This window comes from Bombilactobacillus sp. ESL1092 (assembly GCF_058107465.1).
This window is the reverse complement of the sequence record NZ_CM176594.1, coordinates 1,117,047-1,138,269: the sequence shown is the minus strand read 5'-3', so window position 1 is coordinate 1,138,269 and position 21,223 is coordinate 1,117,047. Positions and strand designations below refer to the sequence as shown.

The window sequence follows — 21,223 nt, the reverse complement described above, 5'->3', positions numbered from 1 at the left end:
GTAGTTTCCTCCTCCCCTTAATACTTAATCTGTTTAGTTTCTACAATGGATTCATAGCCCATTTGGTCTAGCCATTGCGGCAAAGTCAGTTGTTCCATAATTTCCATATCTTTATCTGGCGTTAGTAATGAGCCGTTAGGAATGGCATCAATTGGTAAGGAAAAATAGGGGGCCGCTGTGATAGCATTGCCAATTTGCCCGGGTTCCATCATCGTATGTGCAAAACCAATCCACGAACTAGCAAAAGATGTGTCAGCATCTTGACCACAGGCAGCAATTGATTTAGCAATGGCGCGGCGCCGTTGTGCCAAAAACTCATTCAGCTCAGCTTCACTAGGTGTATTCCAAACGCCAGCATCTTCGATATACATGCTAGAATTATGTTCTGGATCTTTCGCAAACGAAATTGCGATAGCGGACCAAACACCATAACCTTGTCCGGGTTTCATGGCTTGGTCAGCTTTGGGACGCGAAGCGGTCACTCCTTTGTTAGCACAAACAATAAAACTCCCCGGTGCTGGATAATGGCGACGTTCATCGCGGACGCCAAAATATTCAACTAAAGAATCTTGTAATGGTTTAGCGTCATAAATTGGTAATCGACTGCCATCCCACTGTTCCACACTGAATAATGGCTCTGCTTGATCAACCGTCGGATTGCGCAACAAGTCATATCCTAAGAAATGCCCCTGCGGCCCAGTAAAACTTGAGGCTGTTGTCATATTAATTTGTCCGATATAAGCGTTTTTGGTTTCTGCCCGATCATAGGAAACAATACCGTCTAAAACATCATCATCGGTTTTGTCACGCACACCAGCATCAACTTTGATTCCGGTGACGTAACCGTTCCCCAGATTTCCTGGTTCCATGTAGCCTCGTGAATACTTGGTATACGGACTAATTGCAATCCGATCAATCCCCATTTGGTTAAGTTTTAAATCTAATTCTGCCATTTGATAACCCCCATCAATGTTTCAAATTATGAAAATTAATTTCTAGGGCAATCATAAAAGGCTCTAATTTTTTTAGCAAGAAATAAGCTATATAAGTGCTATTATTTGACAATAAATAGCCGCATGGTATTTTATAAGCAATAAGTATGCATTTTTTAGACTTGATTATCAAATTATTTAATATGTAAATCAATGAAAAACCATTACATTTTAGACCAAAAAATGCTCACCCAAGCAAAAGCTTGGACAAGCATTCCTGTTTTAAAATGAAGTGGAACAAAATAACTGAGAAGTTGTGTACTAATTAAAAACTCCGTCAAGACAAAATAATTTATTGGAATGTAGGAATTTGGATCGCATATTGTTCTTCCAGCAAAATTTTGGCTAACGCTGCTGGTTGAAAAGCGCCTAAATTTTCAGGTAAATTGCTTTGTTGAAAAGCATCAATTAACGGCTTTAACTGAAAGGAAACCCCAATTAAATTCTGTTCAATCAATTGCAAATTTCCTGAAGCCAACGCAAAATCACCATAAATTTTGATTTGCGTCAGCACGTCGTGCTGCACAGTAAACGCAAATTCAATTGTCCCCAAATTAGCGAAGTGGCGTGCATGAAAATGGGCTCCGGTTTGCTGTGAACCATAAATCCATTCCGGCGTACTGTATTTAGTAGCTGCCAATTTAGTTACCGCTTGCCAGTCTTCATCTGTCATGTGATAAGTTGGAAATGCTGTTAAATCAGTCGTTTGAAATTCCATCTGTAAAAATAAGTCTTGAATTTGTTGTCGAGTAATATCTTGATATTTTGATTTCAAATAAGGCCGAATATTAGTAATTCGACGTTGAACTGAGGGAACACCCTTGATCGCCACATGCTGTAAAGCTGCTTTGGCTTGAGCCATATCAACATCCAACATTAAGGTGCCACCACAAGAAAACCGTTGCTTAATTCTCGCAGAGGACAGGCTAGAACACTTTTGATCTGCCACCGTAAGATCAGTTCGACCATTCATAATTGCGGGTACGCCTAATTCATGCAAAACTTTCAGCATCGTTTGGGCATACAAATCAAACTGCTGATAATTAGTTCCCCGATCACTATCTACATAAAAATAAGTTAAGCTCCCAGCGTCGCTATAGATCGCACCGCCACCAGAACTGCGCCGCGCTAAAGTAAATTGCTGGTTCTTTAAGTAACCCAAGTTGACTTCTGCGCAAACATTTTGATTAACTCCACAAGTGACCGCTGGTTGTGAAGAATGTGTAAAGCCAATGAGTGTTTCATCACCAAACTTAGTTTGCGTTTCTAAGTATTCAATCACTGCTTGACTTAAATACGGATTCTGACAATCAACTCCTCTGTTAGCTAGATCAATATATAACACTGTTTTTTCCTCACTTTTTTGTAATCGCTAACATTTATTATTAGCACAAAGCTTCTAATTTTTCAATCAGACTGAGCTGATATTTATTAATAAATTATCAAAATTTTAATAAACATCTGCAAAAACAACACATTACCCTTTATTTTCAACAGCCGAGCGCGCATTATTCGGCAAGCGTGAACTATGGCAGCACGAAAGTTTCGAGCTGCTGGGAATAGACTTAACTACAACTTAGTGACAATTGATCCCAATTTGCTATGGCTTGTTCCAAATTTATGCAATAATCAAATCTTAAATTTACTTCAGAAGGTTTTTCTGGTCGTCAGTTACATAGTTAAATTTGATGGCTCTTAATATTGAAATGATGGTAAAAACTGCATCTCCAGACCAAAAAAATAATTATCAAAAATTGTTAAAGATGCTTCATTACTGTGATAATTAGTCAACTACCGATATGGCTGCAGAACTTGGTACTCATTCACTAAATATCTTTGATAGCAATCGTTTTACAACCATCAAATAAATTAGTAAAAAAGCAATAAAAAATATTGCAATATTTTTGAAATAAATTGATTAAAGTAATATACCACAAAATGCCGCTTTTGTAGCACTTGTTTGTGAACTGTTCTTTTTTATGAATCCTAGGTTAATAATTACTCATGTAGCAAAATGAAAAGAAAATTATTACTTGAGGAGTGAACGATGAATGGTAAAAAACAAACTACTAAAGAACAATCACGTCAATGGTTATGGCAATCATTTCTCCGACTGTTGACTCAAAAGGATTATTCGCACATCACAGTCACAGAAATTGCCGCTAATGCTTCGTTGGATAGAGGGACATTTTACCGCGCTTTTGCTAATAAGGGGGATTTAATTGATTGGCATTGTCAACAAGATTTTTATGAATATTGTCAAGTGATTTTAGCAGAAGACCTAAAAAATTTGACTGCTGAACAATTTCTGGGTAATCTGTTCAATTTTTGGTGGGATAAACGCGCAACCATTAAAATTTTGATTCAGCAAAATTTAACTTACCATTTTTTAAAGATTTGGAATGATAAGTTTAGCGACATATACGATAATTTTAAACTACCAACTCATATACAAGGTACACAAGCAGAGATCCAATATTTACAAACTTTTACTTCGGGAGGATTTTACTTTGTCATTATTACTTGGCTGGCTAAAGAAAATCCAGAGCCACCTAGTTATCTGGCGCAGTGTTTTACACGTGCTTATAATCACATTTTAGAGAACTAACTTTTTGAAATTGAATAAAAGGTCAAAAAGCATCCCGTTTTTACTAAAAACTATCTAGAATTTCTGTTTTTTTTATGTAAGAACAACAACGGCTAATTTATTACTTTTAAATCACCATAACAAAAAAGGTAAAGAAAAAAATGAGTAAAAAATCTTTCTTTAATGTAGCATTAACATTAATTTCTTTAGTTATCAGTATTATCTTCGCCAATGGTTTTCAAAGTCAAACCATTTTAGCAACAGCTAAACAAGAACCATCAGCTGCTCTTGTTAAGCAAGTTGAAGGAATGAATTTACCTAATGAACAACTATTAAAAACGCCCGTTATGACAGTTAGTAATTTCACCTTGAATCCTCCACAAGCTACTGATATTGATGATGGCTTAACTTGGTCAGCACCGCAAAATAACTTGGAGATTGGTTATACTAATCCTATGGCTATTAACGGCAAAACAGTTAAAATGGGCTTTACTTTTGGTAGTTGGTCGGCAACTAAATTTTCCGGACAAATTACTTCAAATTCTAATATTTTTCTGCAAGATGGCTTAAATTCTAATGGTACACCAAATAACATTCAAGCCTTTAGTCACGGTGCAACTGAGGGACCTTCAACTAGTTCGGATTACGTTCTTTTTCAGGGGGGCGGGGCGAACTCATTAATGTATACAGCATTACTTACGTATGGTCATCAACCGACTTATTTTGTATCTAAAGATAGTAGTGGTGCCGTACAAGCGGTTAAAGTCATGGGGTATTGTACTAATGGTGATTCTAACGATTCATTCGAATTTGAAGAAATTTTGCGGCGTTCCCCCTACCGTAATGGGAATGTTGCTCAAGAATTATATGTAAAAAACATTTCTAGTTCACCACAGCTTTACCTTATTGGTGAACATGAGGATACACAATTAGAAAATGGTGCGCTGATTGGCAACTATGTTCCAGATCGAGTACCAGTTTATGCCTTGGGAGATAATCGTGGTATGTATCTGGAATCACCTAATCATCGGTTAAATATTAATTTTGATCTTACAAATGGACCAGCGCATTGGTTAGCTGAAGATTATAGTGATCGGTTTAGCTATAGCCCAACAGGTCTTAGTAATGCAGTTAATCGTGATAAAACTCCAGTTTTTAAGGGACCGAATTTTACAAATGTTACTGGACAAGAGATTTATAATTATTCAGCAGGTAAGATATTGTTACCGAAAATTAAAAACCGCAATAACGGTAAAATCGAATATCCTGATTCAGGTTATGCTGTATTATGGCCACAATTTACTTTACCAGTAGGACAAACGCAACATTATGCATTGGATATTGGGGTGGGTGCTAGCTCTTCTTCCAACCCATGGCTAAAAGAAAATTGGCAAAATGAATCCCGATCAGACGGCAAAAATTATCCAGGGAATAAAATTAAGTTTACTGTTAATTTAGGAAATGATGGTAAAGATAGTGAGTATAAGACAACTAACTTATCCGATTTAGTACCCGCAGGAATAGATGTAGATAATAGCAGTTTTAAGTTAACTGATGCTAATGGTACAACTAAGTCTGTCACTTATAATGCTGCTAATCGTGGTTTGCAGTTAAGTAATGCTGATGCCATAGACTTAAAAGATAATCAAACTGCAACTTTAACATTTTTGGGAACTATTTCGAATTCTGCTAGTGGACCAGCTTTAACGACGACTCCTAAAGCAATAGCTATTGAACAAAAGTTAGATGGCAATCCTACTAAGGACTTTTCTGGACCACAGGTTAGTATCCCATTATCACATAAATTTCAGGCCGAATTAACACAAGATGCCTCAGACCAAACTCACAAAGAATTACCAGCAAACCATTATATACCGGGGGATACGATTGATTTTCATATACACTACAAGATTAATGCTGATGTTACTGATAGTGTATCGGAACTTCACTTTATTCCTAGTGTTAGTGCAGGATTAACAGCTAGTGGCCATGTAGCAGCGACAATGGATAATTCTGATACTAATGACTTAAAAGTAACTTATCAACAAACAGAAGGTTCTCCTTGGCCTTCTCAAGTTAACGTTACTAAAAGTGATGGAACTGCTTTTAAGGCAGGTGATCAAATAACGGTAACCATTACGGGAACCGCGGAAAAATCACCCGATGATCAGTCTGATGGTAAGTTAAGTCAGACAGTTGATGTGACTGGTACTTTAGACTCAGGTGAAGCAATTGCTTCAAACCCAAACACTTTAACAATCTTACGTCAAAATCTGACCCGCTTAAGCGTACCGAAGAGTATTGATTTTGGGACACATTACAAAGGAGAAGCAACCGAATTCTTAAATCCAGAGTTAGATGCTAATTTGACAGTGGAAAGTGGAGTTAAATTAAATTCTAATTCTAGATTTTTGGTTCAAGCCCAGGGTAATGCGCAATTAGCTGGTGGATTATTTTTGAAAGATCAAACCAATCAATGGCAGGATTTATCAACGCCAACATTGCTACCTGTGCCATCACCATCGCCAGCTCCAACAACTGATGTTAATTATCAGTATATTTATGATTTTTCTGCCTTAATCCAGCCTAAAAAATGGAAATTAGTAGTACCGGTTAATGCTCAAAAACCAGGCCAGGCTAATCAAACTGTTACTTGGACCATCTCGAACTCATTATGAGTTAGTAAAATTGAGAAGTATTTAATTTTGAGCGGAACCATCACTTAATCCAAGGTTAATCCAATTAATCTGAGACCAAGTGGTTTGATTTCATCAGGTCTTCAAAGAATGGGTTCCTTGCTTACTTTCAAAAAATTAATAGTATGTCTAAACTAGGCAAAATTTGCTATGATAGAAGTAATTACTTCAGAAAAGAGTGAGTTGCATGAAACAAGGAACACATATTCTAACCTTAGATAATGGTTACCATTTATGGACACGCACCGTAGGTCACGGTGATATTAAATTATTATGCTTACACGGTGGTCCCGGTGGTACCCATGAATATTGGGAAAACTTCGGTGATGAATTGGCCGATTTAGGTGTCGAAGTTACGATGTACGACCAATTAGGTTCATTTTATTCTGACCAACCAGATTACAGTGATCCCCAAATTGCCGAAAAATATTTAACGTATGATTATTATTTGGGTGAAGTTGAAGAAGTCCGTCAAAAATTAGGTCTTGATAATTTTTATTTAATCGGCCAATCTTGGGGTGGCTTGTTAGTTCAATTATATGCTGCCAAATATGGTCAACATTTAAAAGGCGCTATTATTTCTAGTATGGTGGACGAAATTGATGACTATGTTAAACATGTCAACCAATGCCGTTTAGATTGCCTCGGCCCTGATAAAGTAGCCTACATGGAGCAAATTGAACAAGCAAACAAACTGGATGACCCTACCTACCAAAGTTATGTTGACGTTTTGAACGCCGAATACGTTGATCGCAAACAACCTGAAGCCATCCGACATTTAGTATCAACCATGGCAACTGATGTTTACAACGTTTTCCAAGGCGACAATGAATTTGTTGTGACTGGTAAATTAAGTCAATGGCATTTTCGCGAACATTTGCACGAAATTCAAGTTCCAACCTTGCTGACTTTTGGTGAACACGAAACTATGCCGTTATCATCTGCAAAAATTATGCAGGAAAAAATTCCACATGCTCGCTTAGTAACCACGCCTAACGGTGGTCATCATCATATGATCGACAACGCACCAGTGTACTTTGATCATTTGAAACAGTTTATTAAAGATGTGGAATCCGGTAATTTCAACGATTAAATAATCACTGCGACAAGCAGCGTTTAAAAGTTGAGTATAGCCTTAGATAAAGGACTTAAGTTTTGATTTTTAAACTTGAGTCCTTTATTGTAGCTAGACGCAGACTTCTGCTACTTGGAGCGCTAAATCAATTACTGTGACAAAGGGCGATTAAAAACTGAGCACTAACCTAGACCAAGACTAAAGTGTATTTTAGCTTTAGGACTTGGGCGTAGTTAGGCACAAGTTTTTGCCCTTTGGAGCGCTAAATCAATCACTGTGACAAGTAGCGTTTAGAAGTTGAGTATAGCTTAGATAAAGGACTTAAGTTTTGATTTTTAAACTTGAGTCCTTTATTGTAGCTAGACGCAGACTTCTGCTACTTGGAGCGCTAAATCAACATCGCGACAAAAAACGTTTTTAACCGAAAACTAACCTAGACTAAGGACTGAAGTTGAACTTTAACTTGAGTCCTTAGTTGTTGTTAGGCGAAATTTTTCAATAGTTAGCTGAATTTCGTAGTATAAAATTCAAGCTAAGTAATTATTTTATTCATTAAATTAAATAATGTCATCATTAAAACAACTCCGCCATTTTCTCATAAAACGAGTACAATAATTGACAGGAGGTAGTGAAATGAAATACACAGTTTATTTAATCCGTCACGGCCGCACCTGGTTTAACAACTACAATAAAATGCAAGGTTGGTCTGATAGCCCACTAACAACTGAAGGTACTGCTGTTGCCGAAAAAGCAGCTCAACAACTAAAAGATGTTCCGTTTGATCTTGCCATTTCTTCTGATGCGCGACGAGCCATTGATACTTGTCGCATCATTATTTCTGAAAATGTTAATCATGAACAACTAGTTCCTCAAAAATCATCCCGCTTCCGGGAAGAATTTTATGGTTACTTTGAGGGAATGAACTCTGACGAAGCTTGGCATATGATTTTAACGCCTCATGGCTATACCAGTTATAACGACGCTGCCCAAAAAGTGGGGTTGGACCAAACCAAAGACTGGATGAAAGTTGCGGATCCATTTCATGACGCTGAAGATTCCACGGAGTACTGGCAACGATTAGAGGCGGGATTTAATGATTTAGATCACCTCGCATTTGATGGCGCCAAAGTCTTACTAATCAGTCATGGCACCACCATTCGTTCTTTAGCTCAACGCTATAGTGATGGCTCTTTTGATGTTGATCGTGGACCGGCTAATGCTAGTTTAACGACTTTAGTGCGTGAAGATGGTCAAAATACCGTAACCAGCTATAACCAAAATCTCTTTACCGCAGACGAAGTTTAATTATCTAGTTGTCCCAAATTTATTATCTATTCAATCTTACCTGAGAGTTAGATTTCTAAGTTTCTACTTTAGAAATTTAACTCTTTTTATCTGCTTAAATTTTCACTTGACTCCTGTTCAAAATAAATTATAGTAAAATAGGATTAGTTAGTGAGTGTTTACTCATTGATTTTTGAGTAATTACTCAAAAATTATATTATCAGGAGGTAGCCCTATGGAAGATCGGGCTTTATACACGCTCTTTCCTGAAGCCCAGTTGTTTACCAATACGAAGTATAAATTATTTAAAAGTGCGATTGAATTATTTGCACAACAAGGCTTTAACAAAACGAGCACTCGCCAAATTGCTCAACAAGCACAAGTATCCGAAGCTTCGCTGTTCAAATATTTCACGAATAAGCGTGGAATTTTAACCGCGATTTTAAAGCCGATGGCGCAGCAAATTTTTACCGACGTCATTCGCGAATTTTCTCAAACCGTTTTGCAGAAACACACGGCCAATCTTCAAGAACTCATTACTTTAATTGTTCATAATCGCATTGATTTTTACAAAAAAAATCCCGAGTTAACTAAAATTTATCTCAACGAACTCAGCACGAACCCCACTTTAAGCCAAGAGCTGCTACGTTCTTTTCCTAAAGAAGCTATTCAAGATTTTAATGCCGAAATTAATTATTTAAAGCAGCGGCAAACTATTGTCACTTGGCAAAATTCTGAAATTTTTCGCTTTATTATCACAACCATGTTGGGTTATTTTGTCGAACATTATGTTTTGTTTCCCCAAAAAAAGTGGTCTCAAACCATTGAGGTCAATCATTTAATCACTTTTATCACTGACGGTTTAACCGTCAATAACCACTAAGCATTTTTGATGTCAAGTATTTGGAGGTCCTAAAGATTAATATTTTATATTGTGGTGATGATAACATGTTTCATGGTATTTTATTATCCATGTTATCAATTGCTAAACATGAACCAACACCGTGTCATTTTTATATTATTACTGCTTCGCTCTACAACAAAAAGCATCAGTTTCAAGCCTTGAGTACTGCACATGTAAACTTTTTGACGAAAGTTTTACATGACAAAAATCCGCAGCATACGCTAACCAAAATCGATTTAACCGACCTATTTAACCGTTATTCACCGTTGGCCAACTTGAATACCATGTTTACACCTTACAGTATGTTGCGACTATATCTTGACTTAGTTCCAGAAATCCCCGATCGTTTGCTTTATTTAGACGCTGATGTTATTTGTCACCATGCTTTTGATGATTTTTATGATCAAGATTTGCGTGATACCGAATTAGTGGGCGTTTTAGATTATTACGGTCGGTGGTTTTTCCATTACCAATGGCAGAAGTTTGATTATCTCAATTCTGGGATGTTACTACTTAATATGCAAAAAATTCGTCAGACCGGTCTCTTTGCCAAATGTCGCACTTATTGTCGCAAACATAAATTAATTATGCCGGATCAATCAGCCATCAACAAATTTGCGCGCACCAAACGCTTCGCCGCCACTAAATACAATGAACAACATGGCGTGAACGAAGCCACGATCTTTCAACATTTTTCTACCAATTGGAAATTGTTACCAGTTATTCATGTAGTTAGTGTCAAACCCTGGGAAACTGACAAGGTTTTCCAATTAGATTTAACTGCGAATGACCAAGATATTTACTTAGAATATCTTGCTTTAATTAACTAGTGCTTGTTCAACGTGCCAAATTGTTCCTGAAAATAAGCTTGGTAAGGTGGATAATTTTGTAATAGCTCCTCATGCGTCCCAGAACTTTGAACTTGACCATTTTTAATAAAATAGATTTGATCAGCATGAATAATGGTATTGAGTCGATGAGCAATAATGAGTGTCGTGCGCCCGATCATTAATTGCTGCAGTGATTGTTGAATTAATTTTTCAGATTCTAAGTCTAAACTGGCAGTCGCCTCATCAAGTAATAGCAGTTTGGGATTGCGCAAAAACACCCGCGCAATCGCTAAACGTTGACGTTGGCCACCGGATAAATTCGTTCCTTGCTCTCCCACTGGCGTGGCCAATTTTTGGGGCATTTGTTGGACGAATTCGCGCGCATTGGCTAACGCCAATACTTGCCATAACTGTTCATCAGTATAATGTTTTGATAATCCATAAGTGAGATTATCCCGAATTGTGCCAGTAATGGCTACTGAATTTTGATCAACCAAACCCAATTGCTGACGCCAAGAAGTCAAGTTAACATGGTTTAAATCGACTTCACCAATTCTGACTTGACCGTGGGTGGGCTGGTAAAAACCTTCTAACAAGTTAAAAATTGTAGACTTGCCGCTACCTGAAGGTCCCACAAATGCCACTGTCGTCTGCGGTTTAATCGTGAACGCTACTTGGTCTAAAGCTTGCCGGCCATCCGGATAAGCGAATTGCACATTATCAAAAGTTATTTTTTGCCGTTGATAATCAATTTTTTGCCCACTGTGTGAATTTTCTGCTCCTTCATCTAACAATTCCCGAATTTTATCGGTGGAACCATCCACTTTGGCTAAATCCGTTAAGAATTGCCCTAATGTCGTAAAGGGGACCATTAATTGAATTAGATACATCATAAAGGCCAACAACGTTCCCAAATCCAAAGTACCATTTTTGATCCGCACTTCACCATAAAGTAAAATGCTAAAGACCGTGGCTAACATAATAATGCCCGTGACAGGACCGACAATAGAATCATAAATGGCTTCTTTACGTCCAACCTGATACAATTGCTGTAATTGATTTTGACCGCTCTGATATTCTTGAATTTCGGCGTTATCAGCCTTAACTAAGGTAATGCCACTAATCATTTCGCTAACTTTACCACTAAATTGTGCTAACAAGCTTTGCCGTTGCCCCGCAATTTTGGTGGAACGGTGAAACACTGGTAATAAAATCAAAATCAATAACGGGACCGCAATAAACAAAATCAGCGTTAATTGCCAATCCATCGCTAGCATAAATAACAAAGCCCCGACTAACTGCAACAAAGAAGTTAACATTTTGGGTAAAGAATTAGCTAACAACTCTTTAACTTGGTTGGAGTCATTAATGACTCGTGACGCAATTTCGCCGGATTGTCTTTGATCAAAATAACCTACCGGTACCGTTAACAACTTATCCCACAATTTTAAGCGTAATTTCAAGACCACCTCTTCGCCAAAAAAGCCCAAAAAGCTGCCTGAAAAAGCCCCAATCAAAGTACTCAATAAAAACAGCCCACCGCCTAAGACCACTAAACCTACATCCACGTGTGCTAGAGATTTTTGTACCATTGCCACTAATTGTTTAGCAATCATGGGCACAATTAATTGGATCACAATCGAAACCGCCCCTAACACAATGCCAAGGAGTAATTGCCAATAGTGCGGTTTAATTTTATGTATTAAAGTCATCAAATTATGATAACTATCTCTTAATTTGTTACTATTGAAAAATGACATAATTTTACTCCTATGATTGCTAAATTAAAGAGTTCTATGTAATATTAACCGAACCAGCTAGCATAAGTAAAGCCATTATTTTACTAGGAAGGATGGACTATGACTCAGAAAACCATTTACTATGAGTCTTATCAAGACGATGTTGTTACTTCTAAAAACCAAGCGGCCAAATTACCAGCTAACCATCGTTGGATTCATCATAATTTATTTTACCGCTGTTTTTCACAATTATTTTATTATTTAGTAGTTGTTATTAGCATTATATACTGTTATGGTTGGTTACATTTAAGATTTCAAAATTTACATAAACTACGCCAAAACTCCAAGAAAGGTGGTGTTGTCTATTGTAATCATACTCAGCCTTTAGGGGATGTTTTCTTGCCTTTTTTAGCGGCTTTCCCCAAACGGCCTTATATTATCTGCTCCCAAGCCAATCTCGGATTGCCAATTATCGGTAAATTACTGACATTTGCCGGCGCGTTAATCATCCCTGATGGTAAAAAGCAATTTAATCAATTTAATCAAGCTATTAAATATCACTTAAACAAGCACCACCTCATCTTTATTTATCCAGAAGCCCATGTTTGGCCGTACTTTACTGAAATTCGGCCCTTTACCGCCACGAGCTTTCATTATCCCGCCGCTTGTAATAAACCCAGTTTTAGCTTAACCGTGACCTATCAATCAGCTAACTACTTCAAGCGGCCACAAATAATTGTTTATACTGATGGACCTTTTACGGTTGCTTCGCAACTTTTGCCCAAGCAAAGGCAATTCCAATTGTATCAACAAATTCGCAAAACCATGATTACTCGCAGTCATCAGAGTAATTGTCAATACATTAATTACCAACAACGAAAGGACTTCGTCAAACAATGACAAATCTTAATCAAGAAATTCCCGTTTTCTTTTCTGTCGATGACAGATACGCACCTTATCTAGCTGTAGCTATAAATTCCTTAATTCAAAACAGCAATCCTGAAAGAAATTATCATATTATCGTTTTGTGTGATGACTTATCACTGACTAACCAACAAAAACTCCGTACCTTAGTCCAATCAAATATTCAGTTAGAATTTGTTTCCATCACCGAGCAAATCAAAAAACAAATTACGGATACGAATAACAAGTTACGTGCCGATTATTTCACCTATACCATCTACTTCCGCTTATTTATTGCAGAATTATTTCCACAATTTGACAAAGCTATTTACTTGGATGCCGATACTGCTATCAATCATGATATTGCGGATTTATTTGATCTGCCATTAGGTGACAACTGGATCGGCGCAGCCGTTGATCGCTTCATCGTGGAAAATCCAGAAACTTTTAATTACGCTCAAGAGGCTATTGGCGTTGCCGGTGATAAATATATCAATTCGGGCGTTTTACTCATGGATTTACAGGCCTTACGCGATAATCATTTTGCTGATCATTTCTTTAACTTATTAAATCAATACCATTTTCGTAGCTTAGCTCCCGATCAAGATTATCTCAATGCTATCGCTAAGAATAAAATTATGTACCTAGATTCCACCTGGAACGTAATGGTAACTTTTCCTGAGGAGACACCAGCTGCTTTAATCCACTGGAACTTATTCAACAAACCTTGGTACTACCAAGATGCCCCCAGACAAGAATATTTTTGGAAATACGCCCAAACAACACCGTATTATGATCAATTACAACAACAACTGCATAGTGTGGATGCTCAAGCCATTCAAAAAGATGAAAAAAATGCTGACGAATTAATGAACTTAGCTGTGCAAATTGCTAAAACTTCTAATACTTTTCATGCTCGTGCCCAGCAAGGAGTGAAGATCGCCTTATGATGATTGATCATTTTATTGATATTGGTGATCGAAAACCGGTCATCGACAACATCAAGCATAACGTTCAACAGCACGCTTTAACTGCTAAAGTGGAAGTTAATGATCCCGTCATGAGCTTAGCTGACGAACAGGCAACCATTCACGAATTTGAACAACTGTTACCAACTTGGAAATATCGGCTGAATAATTCTACGGCCCGCCATATCATGAACTTAGCGGCAGCGACTTTAAAAAGCAATCTTCAAGTAACAAACCAACATAATTTAACCGGCTTACAATTGCCTGCGGTCATTACTTGCAATCATTTTAACCCCATCGACAGTTTATTGGTCCGCCAAGGATTGCATTTTAAGCGAATGGCCATTGTGATTGAGCCTACCAACTTGAAGATGCCCGGACTGTTAGGATATCTGATGAACTATACCGATACCATTCCTATCAGCCAAAGCTTCAATTATATGAAAAAAGATTTTCAACAGTTGGTCGCTCACAGTTTGCAACAAAAATTACCCTTATTGATTTTTCCCGAAAGTGAAATGTGGTTTAACTATCGTAAGCCGCGCACTTTCCAACGCGGTGCTTATTATTATGCGGCTAAAAATCATGTTCCTATTCTTTCTTGTTTTATTGCAATTTTTGACGCACCAACTGCCAAGGATTCACATGCTGTTAAGTATCAATTAATGATCCTCAAGCCAATTCATGCGGATCCTGATCTATCTATCAGTGATGCGTCTGAACAGATGCGACAAATTGATTACCAACAAAAGGTCGCTGCTTATGAACAGGCCTATCAAAAACCATTTACACCTGAGTTTGAGGACACAGATATTGCGGGACATTACCTTTAAGTAAAGATACACATTATAAAAGGCTTAGAACTAAAGCTTACGATCTCAATATTCAAACATTTTTTGAATATTGTTAGATCCTAATTGCTTAAGTTCCAAGCCTTTTTTGATTTATGGACATTAAACTTATTTGATCTAGTCTCCAAGTATCATCTAACTACGAATCAGCCACCAAGTCAAAAGTCGAAATTAATTGTTAATCCTTAGCTTTTAGATAGGTACTGGTCAAAGTCTTTGCTGTTAACCAGCCATGCGCTTATCAATATGATTACCTAATAATGATAAGCTGAAACAAACGATAAAATATAACACAGCTAATGCGGCAAACATGGGCAAAATATAGTTGGCATTTTGTCCATAAATTACTTGCGCATGTTGCATCATTTCAGGAACCACGATAATTGTGGCTAACGATGTATCTTTAATCAAAGAAACAAATTGACTAATCAGTGCCGGAATCATTTTTTTATACGCTTGCGGCAAAATAATATGCCACAAGGCTTGCAAAAAGCTCATCCCCACTGAGCGCGCGCCTTCCATTTGTCCCGTATCAACCGCATTCAAACCCGAACGAACAATTTCGGCAATCATCGTTGATTCGAAAACCGTCATCGCAATAATTGCTGCAACGATGGTATCGGGCTTTAACCCAAAATTAGGCAAACCAAAATAAGTGAAGAAAATAATCAACAAAAGCGGAATATTGCGAATAATATCAATCACAAAACCAAAAATAGCCGAGACATATTTGATTTTAGAATAGCGAATAATCCCTAAAATGGAACCAAAGATAAAGCTTAATACCACCGAGATCACGGAAATATAAATTGTCACCCAAAGTCCCATTAACAAGAAACGCAGGTTCAACCATGAAAAAGCTTGAATCCAATTTTGCATTGATGGTCACCTCCTAAGCCAGTTTCTTTTCTAAATGTTGCATGTAATAACTCAATGGCAACGTAATTATTAAATACAAAACCCCCACAACCAAATAACTATTGATGGTATCAAAAGTCGTGGAAGCAATCGAATTAGCTTGATACATTAAATCAAAGCCCGCCACAAACGCCAAAACAGACGAATTCTTAACTAAGTTAATAAATTGATTACCTAAAGGAGGAATCACAATTTTGACAGCTTGCGGCAAAATAATATAACGCATTGCTTGCCAATAAGTCATCCCTACTGATAGGGCTCCTTCCATCTGGCCTGTCGAAACTGACTGAATACCCGAGCGAATGGTTTCGGCAATAAAAGCGGAAGTATATAACGTCAAGCCAATGGTCCCCGCGGTAAAACCGTTGATTTTTACAACGTACATCGGAATAACTAAATAAAAGAACATGGTAATTACTAATAACGGAATATTACGAAAAATTTCCACATAAGCCTTGCCAATTACCCGGGCAATTTTATTGGGCACCACTTCCATAATGGCAAACAATGTACCAATGATTAGGCTAAAAAACAAGGCCAAGATACTTGATAAAACGGTCCAACCAAAGCCGCTTAATAGTTGGTGGCCGTAATGTGTAAAAATATTAATCATTATCGATACAGCTCCTTATAATTAAACCCCGGCACATTACCAAACCATTTTTTGATTAAACGATTATACTCACCATCACGTTGCATTTCTGTCACCGCACGGTCCACGGCCTTCGTAAAGGACTTTTGACCCTTGTTAACTGCCACCCCATACGGTTCTTTAGTAAACGTGCCGCCCCGCACTTCAAAGCCGGGATTTTCGACAGCTAACCCGTACAAGATCCCATTATCGGTTGTTAATGCATCACCTTGGTGCGACTTTAAAGCATTCATTGCTTGGGCATAATCTTGCAACTCCACGACGCGAGCTTTCGGTGAAACTTTTTTGATATTATCAACTGAATTAGAACCGACTACGCCAATCACGGTTTTATGATTTAAGTCACGCGCATTTTTAATGGTAGAATTTTTGGGAACTAACAACGATTGACCAGCATCAAAATAAGAATGTGAGAAATCAATGGTTTTTTCACGTTCCGGTGTAATCGACATGGTCGCAATGACCGCGTCAACGTTACCATTTTTTAGTAATGGTACCCGGGACTGCGAGGTAACCGTGACAAATTTGGCGTGGCCATGAGGGCCTAAAATATGCTTCGTAATGTGCTTGGCCATATCAACGTCAAATCCTTTTTGCTGCCCGTCACGTACATCAATCAAGCCAAATAATTTCACATCACCTTTGACACCCCAAGTAATGGTATTCGACTGACGATCATTTTGTAAAACCGATTGACTGGACAGTTTTTGACCACAACCACTTAAGAATACAATCCCTAATAATAAGGAGAACAACCAAAATTTCTTTTTCATCGCGGTTCCTCCTAATGTGTAATAATCTTACTCAAGAATTGTTGTGCCCGTTGCGTTTTCGGCTGCTTAAAGAATGACTCCGTGTCATCATCTTCCACAATGCGCCCGGCGTCCATAAAAATAACGCGGTTAGCCACCTCTTTAGCAAAGCCCATTTCATGGGTCACGATTAGAGAAGTCATATCACTATCAGACGTAATTTTTTTAATAACTTGTAAAACATCATCAATCATTTCTGGATCTAGCGCCGAAGTTGGTTCATCAAATAATAAGAGTTTCGGACGCATAGCTAGAGAGCGGGCAATCGCCACCCGCTGTTTTTGACCACCCGAGATTTGACTCGGCATATTTTGAGCTTTCGTTTCTAAACCAACCATTTCTAATAATTTCATGGCTTGTTTTTTGTTATCAGCTTCTGGAATATGGCTGACAATTCTCGGAGCCAACATAATATTTTCTAAAACTGTTTTGTTCGCGTATAAGTTGAAATGTTGAAAAACCATGCCAACATCGCGGCGTAAAATATTTAAATCAGTCTGGTCTGATGAAAGATCATGATTATTGACAATTAATTGTCCCTCTTGAATCGACTCCAGTCCATTCACCGTTCGCGCTAGCGTACTTTTTCCTGAGCCAGATGGACCGATTAAAACTACCGTCTCTCCCTGATCAATTTCCAAATTAATATCGTACAATGCATGAAACTGTCCGTAATACTTTTGGACATTATGAAATTCAATCATTGACATGTTATCGCCTCTTTCAAACTTGTTTCCTAATAGCTTCTGTCTAGAAACTATTTTTTCAATTATACTCTTCTAAGGACAAATTAAAAATAGTCTTTCTTATAATTAATTTTTCTTAATTTTATAATCCCATCGCCGAAACCGCCAAGCTAACGTCAAAACTACTGCAAAACCTAAGGTGGCCAGTATTAAATCTAAGAAGAAAATTTGCTGAATATTTTGCGTCATGCGTCCCGTAACTAACGGAATCACCACTGCTGCCACAGCGCCCGCCGAGTTATAAAGTCCCGTGGCCCAACCTTTTTGTTGCGGCCAAACTTCTAATAATAATGTCAATCCTAACTGCATGACGCCACCAGCAGCACTAAAGCCGATTAAACCAGACATTAAAATGCAGACCTCCTGATTATTAAAAAAGCAGAGCAGACTTAAAGCAATAACTGATAATAATGTATAAACGAGCATCAAGCTAAGGGTTTTCGCGCCGTGTTGGGTCAACCAGACGGTCAGCAAAACGCACACCACCGATCCTAGACTGTAGTAACTAATTAATGCTTGAGCCTGTGACGTTGTTAAGTGAACCACTGTTTGCCCTAAGCGCGTTAACCACTGGCTTACTAAATAAAACGTTGCTTGGGCCAAAAAGCCATAACTAATTAATAAGCCAATATCAAAAGTCGTTGCTTTAACCGGCAACAAAGCAGTCTTTTTAGTTGTCGATGGTGATATTTGAGGCACTGATTGGCGCCAATTGATGGCCCATAAAACGAATCCATTACAAAACATTAAGCTTAAACATAAAAGAATGTTCCAACCAAACCATTGTTGATGCAAAGTCAACCAACTCACCAATAGCGGTAGCATAAATTGTCCCAAAGACATACTGGCTTTTAATAACACGTTGGCACTACTGGCATGTTGTGGAAATAATTCCGTTAAACTCGGATACGTTCCGGCATCTAAACACGCATTAGCGACACCTGCCAAGAGAGCACTTAACTGAGCTGTTAACAGTGTTGAGCTAATTAATAAACCGCCAAAAAAACCTGCATAACAAACCATTCCTAATAGAATGATTTTTTTTCTGCCCAAATGATCAGATAGTTGACCTGCTAATAATTGCGTCAGTAAACGACCAATTCCAATATTGGCAATCACGGTAGCAACGCCTGCCAAGTCAGTCTGCCAATAATGCATCAGACTAGTGGCATTTTGGGCAATCATAATGGCACCCATCCCGTGAATAACATAATTTAAATAGAGGCTGCTCGCCAAGATTTTACGTTGAACTTTCATAAAGTGGTTCTCCAAAAGAAATTATTTTTTCTGGTACAAAAAAGGTTGGAACAATAATATTAACATTTCCCACCTTAGGCAACATTATTTACTATTATTGTGCTCCAACCACTAAATTGCGTCTACTGATTCATTTGAACTTGGATATTGTTTCCATTCTGTAAAAACTAATCCGAACTATTTTTCTTCAATACAATGACTTTATATAAACCAACTGTTACTAAATAATACAACGCATATAACAAAATAAAAATAATCATTGGCCACCACAAGTGTTGGTAGGGATTACGTAACAGCGGTTTGAATAAGCGCAACCCAAATAACAAGTTAATAATGCCTAAGCCAGCCGGAATACCAAAGAGGACGGCCAATTCTTGTTGAATCGAAGTTGTTAATAACTTTTTTCGAGTACCAATTTTTTGTAACATGACATACCGTTGGCGATCTTGATTAGCTCCTGATAAGACTTTAAACATCAAGCAACTGGCTAGCATTGCTAAAAAGGCAAAGCCTAAGAAAAAGCCCATAAACTCTAAGCCACTGTACATTTCGTTAATCATTTGGTAAGTCAAAAATTTCGGCATCGCTCCCTGATCCTTTAACATTGGAAACCGGCTTTGTTGCGCAGCGACTAATTTCCCAACGACTTTGGTATTTTGATAAAAATCACTAGTTTTCACCAAAATTAATTGATTAGTAGGCTGCTTAATTTGATCAAAGTCACTTTGATCCACCCAACGTAAAGATTTTTCTAAGCCCTGTGGGATTAATAAGTGTTGTAAATGATTCCCCACTTCTGATTCTGGACGTTGCATTTGCTTAGCCGATGGGGTCAGCGTGGTCACTTTTTGGTTATTTGTTAATAAATATTTAAACGGTTGTCGTTGTAATTGTTGTCGGACCAAATAGACCTGTCCCGCCTGAATTTTATATTGATAACGCGTTTGTTGGGGCTGTTTTAATTGGTGCAATAATTGCTGTTCATGATGTGTCGGATTATTGACCGTAACATCGTAATACTCGGCATGATCAGTGACAGTCCGCACATTTTGTTGAAAGCTCATTCCCACACTCAAAGCTCCCAACGCCAACGAAAAGAGCAATGACACAATCGTTAAAATTTTTGTATAATCAGCAATTCGAAAATTCAATTGTCCTAACGTAAATTCGTGCAAGCCTTGCAAAGCCCACCGGCTTTTTCGCAAATGGTTTAATAAAATTCGAAACAAAGTATTGATAATCAGATAAGTTCCGAAACTAACCGCAATTAAAGATACCGCCAACGCTAGAATAGCCAGTTGACTAACTAACCCCATCATCCAATAACCAATGCCTAAACAAACTAGTCCCAAGATTAGCCTAATTACCTGTCCCACTGAAATAGCATTCAACCGTGGATTAATTCGCGGACTTGCTGGCTTTACCAGTTGTAAAATTGGTGTATGACTAATCTTCCAACTGTTTTGGCAAGCCGCTAATAAAAAGATTAAGCCCAACACAATGATCGTTGATAATAAAGCTGGACCATAGAAAATGTGAAATCCAGTTAATGAGGTGTGAAGTTGGTGTGCCAAGGCTTGAGCAACTAATTTTGTCAAGCCTAAACCAACCAGCATACCACTAAGCAAACTAAACAAGCCAATCAACATCGTTTCCAGAATGACTAGTTGACGAATAGTCTTCGGTCTGGCACCGAGCATCAAAAACATTCCGTAATCTTTTTGGCGCATACTCATCAAAAAGTTATTCGCATATAAAACATAGATAAGTGTAATCACTACTAATAAGACAGTTCCTAATTGAAAGACAATTGGCGTCACGGCAATTGGAGAATTAGTTTTTAAAAACTTTTGATTCAAAGCTAGCGCTTGAAACATATAAAAAATGGCGGCCGAGATTAATAACCCCGAAAATAATACCGCGTAATCTTTCAATCGATGTTTAATTCCACTTAAAGCTAATTTATGAAGCATAATTCCTCCCTACTGCGACAAAGGCTGTTCAGAAAC

General features: G+C 37.8%; 18 protein-coding genes. 9 read left to right on the top strand and 9 right to left on the bottom strand.

Annotated features, from left to right (window positions below):
- Window positions 1–17: 17 nt before the first annotated feature.
- Together hdcA and AC3B6Y_RS05130 are read right to left on the bottom strand one after the other, a co-directional pair.
- Window positions 18–953 carry a histidine decarboxylase, pyruvoyl type gene (gene hdcA / locus AC3B6Y_RS05135; RefSeq protein ID WP_489757056.1) on the bottom strand — a complete coding sequence of 312 codons (936 nt, stop codon included), beginning with the start codon at window positions 951–953 and terminating at the stop codon, window positions 18–20.
- A gap of 331 nt (window positions 954–1,284) precedes the next feature.
- Window positions 1,285–2,337, bottom strand: a complete 1,053-nt coding sequence (locus AC3B6Y_RS05130) for a lipoyl protein ligase domain-containing protein (protein ID WP_489790071.1) — start codon at window positions 2,335–2,337, stop codon at window positions 1,285–1,287.
- A gap of 702 nt (window positions 2,338–3,039) precedes the next feature.
- Between AC3B6Y_RS05130 and AC3B6Y_RS05125 the strand changes: the two genes are divergently transcribed.
- From AC3B6Y_RS05125 to AC3B6Y_RS05100, 6 genes are all read left to right on the top strand, one after another.
- Window positions 3,040–3,600, top strand: coding sequence for a TetR/AcrR family transcriptional regulator (locus tag AC3B6Y_RS05125; protein ID WP_489757054.1), 561 nt, complete (start codon window positions 3,040–3,042; stop codon window positions 3,598–3,600).
- 140 nt (window positions 3,601–3,740) lie between these two features.
- Window positions 3,741–6,257 (top strand): hypothetical protein, encoded by a 2,517-nt coding sequence (locus AC3B6Y_RS05120; RefSeq protein WP_489790600.1) that lies wholly within the window; start codon window positions 3,741–3,743, stop codon window positions 6,255–6,257.
- 205 nt (window positions 6,258–6,462) lie between these two features.
- A complete protein-coding gene (locus AC3B6Y_RS05115; protein ID WP_489769250.1) occupies window positions 6,463–7,368 on the top strand; it encodes a proline-specific peptidase family protein in 906 nt (301 codons plus the stop codon).
- 615 nt (window positions 7,369–7,983) lie between these two features.
- A complete protein-coding gene (locus tag AC3B6Y_RS05110) occupies window positions 7,984–8,655 on the top strand; it encodes a histidine phosphatase family protein (RefSeq protein WP_489757051.1) in 672 nt (223 codons plus the stop codon).
- A gap of 214 nt (window positions 8,656–8,869) precedes the next feature.
- Window positions 8,870–9,517 (top strand): TetR/AcrR family transcriptional regulator, encoded by a 648-nt coding sequence (locus AC3B6Y_RS05105; RefSeq protein ID WP_489790598.1) that lies wholly within the window; start codon window positions 8,870–8,872, stop codon window positions 9,515–9,517.
- 20 nt (window positions 9,518–9,537) lie between these two features.
- Window positions 9,538–10,368, top strand: coding sequence for a glycosyltransferase family 8 protein (locus tag AC3B6Y_RS05100; protein WP_489769252.1), 831 nt, complete (start codon window positions 9,538–9,540; stop codon window positions 10,366–10,368).
- On the opposite strand, the gene AC3B6Y_RS05095 is transcribed toward AC3B6Y_RS05100, so the two are convergent.
- Window positions 10,365–12,080, bottom strand: coding sequence for an ABC transporter ATP-binding protein (locus AC3B6Y_RS05095; protein ID WP_489790597.1), 1,716 nt, complete (start codon window positions 12,078–12,080; stop codon window positions 10,365–10,367). The two genes, AC3B6Y_RS05100 and AC3B6Y_RS05095, sit on opposite strands and share 4 nt — an antisense overlap.
- Window positions 12,081–12,227: 147 nt before the next feature.
- Between AC3B6Y_RS05095 and AC3B6Y_RS05090 the strand changes: the two genes are divergently transcribed.
- The 3 genes from AC3B6Y_RS05090 to AC3B6Y_RS05080 are packed head-to-tail and all read left to right on the top strand — an operon-like array spanning window position 12,228 to window position 14,811.
- Entirely contained in the window at window positions 12,228–13,007 is a 780-nt protein-coding gene (locus AC3B6Y_RS05090; protein ID WP_489790073.1) for a 1-acyl-sn-glycerol-3-phosphate acyltransferase, read from the top strand.
- The gene (locus AC3B6Y_RS05085) at window positions 13,004–13,960 is read left to right on the top strand and encodes a glycosyltransferase family 8 protein (protein WP_489769254.1); all 957 of its coding nucleotides are present in this window, start codon (window positions 13,004–13,006) and stop codon (window positions 13,958–13,960) included. Before AC3B6Y_RS05090 ends, AC3B6Y_RS05085 begins: the two co-directional genes overlap by 4 nt.
- Window positions 13,957–14,811 (top strand): lysophospholipid acyltransferase family protein, encoded by an 855-nt coding sequence (locus AC3B6Y_RS05080; protein ID WP_489774715.1) that lies wholly within the window; start codon window positions 13,957–13,959, stop codon window positions 14,809–14,811. The genes AC3B6Y_RS05085 and AC3B6Y_RS05080 overlap by 4 nt, the downstream gene beginning before the upstream one ends.
- A gap of 240 nt (window positions 14,812–15,051) precedes the next feature.
- Here the strand turns inward: AC3B6Y_RS05080 and AC3B6Y_RS05075 are convergent, their stop codons facing one another.
- The 6 genes from AC3B6Y_RS05075 to AC3B6Y_RS05050 form a co-directional block, all read right to left on the bottom strand.
- On the bottom strand, window positions 15,052–15,708 hold the full coding sequence (locus AC3B6Y_RS05075) for an amino acid ABC transporter permease (RefSeq protein WP_489757044.1): 657 nt from the start codon (window positions 15,706–15,708) through the stop codon (window positions 15,052–15,054).
- A 13-nt stretch (window positions 15,709–15,721) separates the two neighbouring features.
- Complete coding sequence (locus tag AC3B6Y_RS05070; RefSeq protein ID WP_489757043.1) at window positions 15,722–16,360, bottom strand: amino acid ABC transporter permease; 639 nt, start codon at window positions 16,358–16,360, stop codon at window positions 15,722–15,724.
- A complete protein-coding gene (locus AC3B6Y_RS05065) occupies window positions 16,360–17,172 on the bottom strand; it encodes a transporter substrate-binding domain-containing protein (protein WP_489790595.1) in 813 nt (270 codons plus the stop codon). The genes AC3B6Y_RS05070 and AC3B6Y_RS05065 overlap by 1 nt, the downstream gene beginning before the upstream one ends.
- Before the next feature lie 11 nt (window positions 17,173–17,183).
- Window positions 17,184–17,921: an amino acid ABC transporter ATP-binding protein gene (locus tag AC3B6Y_RS05060; RefSeq protein ID WP_489757041.1), complete on the bottom strand. Its 738-nt coding sequence runs from the start codon at window positions 17,919–17,921 to the stop codon at window positions 17,184–17,186.
- Window positions 17,922–18,023: 102 nt separating this feature from the next.
- Window positions 18,024–19,214: an MFS transporter gene (locus AC3B6Y_RS05055; protein ID WP_489790594.1), complete on the bottom strand. Its 1,191-nt coding sequence runs from the start codon at window positions 19,212–19,214 to the stop codon at window positions 18,024–18,026.
- 167 nt (window positions 19,215–19,381) lie between these two features.
- The gene (locus tag AC3B6Y_RS05050) at window positions 19,382–21,187 is read right to left on the bottom strand and encodes an FtsX-like permease family protein (protein ID WP_489790592.1); all 1,806 of its coding nucleotides are present in this window, start codon (window positions 21,185–21,187) and stop codon (window positions 19,382–19,384) included.
- Between the last annotated feature and the right edge of the window lie 36 nt (window positions 21,188–21,223).

Excerpts from the sequence above, each read along its gene's own strand:
- hdcA (WP_489757056.1), bottom strand. The coding sequence starts at position 953 with ATGGCAGAATTAGATTTAAAACTTAACCAAATGGGGATTGATCGGATT.
- AC3B6Y_RS05125 (WP_489757054.1), top strand. The coding sequence starts at position 3,040 with ATGAATGGTAAAAAACAAACTACTAAAGAACAATCACGTCAATGGTTA.
- AC3B6Y_RS05120 (WP_489790600.1), top strand. The coding sequence starts at position 3,741 with ATGAGTAAAAAATCTTTCTTTAATGTAGCATTAACATTAATTTCTTTA.
- AC3B6Y_RS05115 (WP_489769250.1), top strand. The coding sequence starts at position 6,463 with ATGAAACAAGGAACACATATTCTAACCTTAGATAATGGTTACCATTTA.
- AC3B6Y_RS05110 (WP_489757051.1), top strand. The coding sequence starts at position 7,984 with ATGAAATACACAGTTTATTTAATCCGTCACGGCCGCACCTGGTTTAAC.
- AC3B6Y_RS05105 (WP_489790598.1), top strand. The coding sequence starts at position 8,870 with ATGGAAGATCGGGCTTTATACACGCTCTTTCCTGAAGCCCAGTTGTTT.
- AC3B6Y_RS05095 (WP_489790597.1), bottom strand. The coding sequence starts at position 12,080 with ATGACTTTAATACATAAAATTAAACCGCACTATTGGCAATTACTCCTT.
- AC3B6Y_RS05090 (WP_489790073.1), top strand. The coding sequence starts at position 12,228 with ATGACTCAGAAAACCATTTACTATGAGTCTTATCAAGACGATGTTGTT.
- AC3B6Y_RS05085 (WP_489769254.1), top strand. The coding sequence starts at position 13,004 with ATGACAAATCTTAATCAAGAAATTCCCGTTTTCTTTTCTGTCGATGAC.
- AC3B6Y_RS05080 (WP_489774715.1), top strand. The coding sequence starts at position 13,957 with ATGATGATTGATCATTTTATTGATATTGGTGATCGAAAACCGGTCATC.
- AC3B6Y_RS05075 (WP_489757044.1), bottom strand. The coding sequence starts at position 15,708 with ATGCAAAATTGGATTCAAGCTTTTTCATGGTTGAACCTGCGTTTCTTG.
- AC3B6Y_RS05070 (WP_489757043.1), bottom strand. The coding sequence starts at position 16,360 with ATGATTAATATTTTTACACATTACGGCCACCAACTATTAAGCGGCTTT.
- AC3B6Y_RS05065 (WP_489790595.1), bottom strand. The coding sequence starts at position 17,172 with ATGAAAAAGAAATTTTGGTTGTTCTCCTTATTATTAGGGATTGTATTC.
- AC3B6Y_RS05060 (WP_489757041.1), bottom strand. The coding sequence starts at position 17,921 with ATGTCAATGATTGAATTTCATAATGTCCAAAAGTATTACGGACAGTTT.
- AC3B6Y_RS05055 (WP_489790594.1), bottom strand. The coding sequence starts at position 19,214 with ATGAAAGTTCAACGTAAAATCTTGGCGAGCAGCCTCTATTTAAATTAT.
- AC3B6Y_RS05050 (WP_489790592.1), bottom strand. The coding sequence starts at position 21,187 with ATGCTTCATAAATTAGCTTTAAGTGGAATTAAACATCGATTGAAAGAT.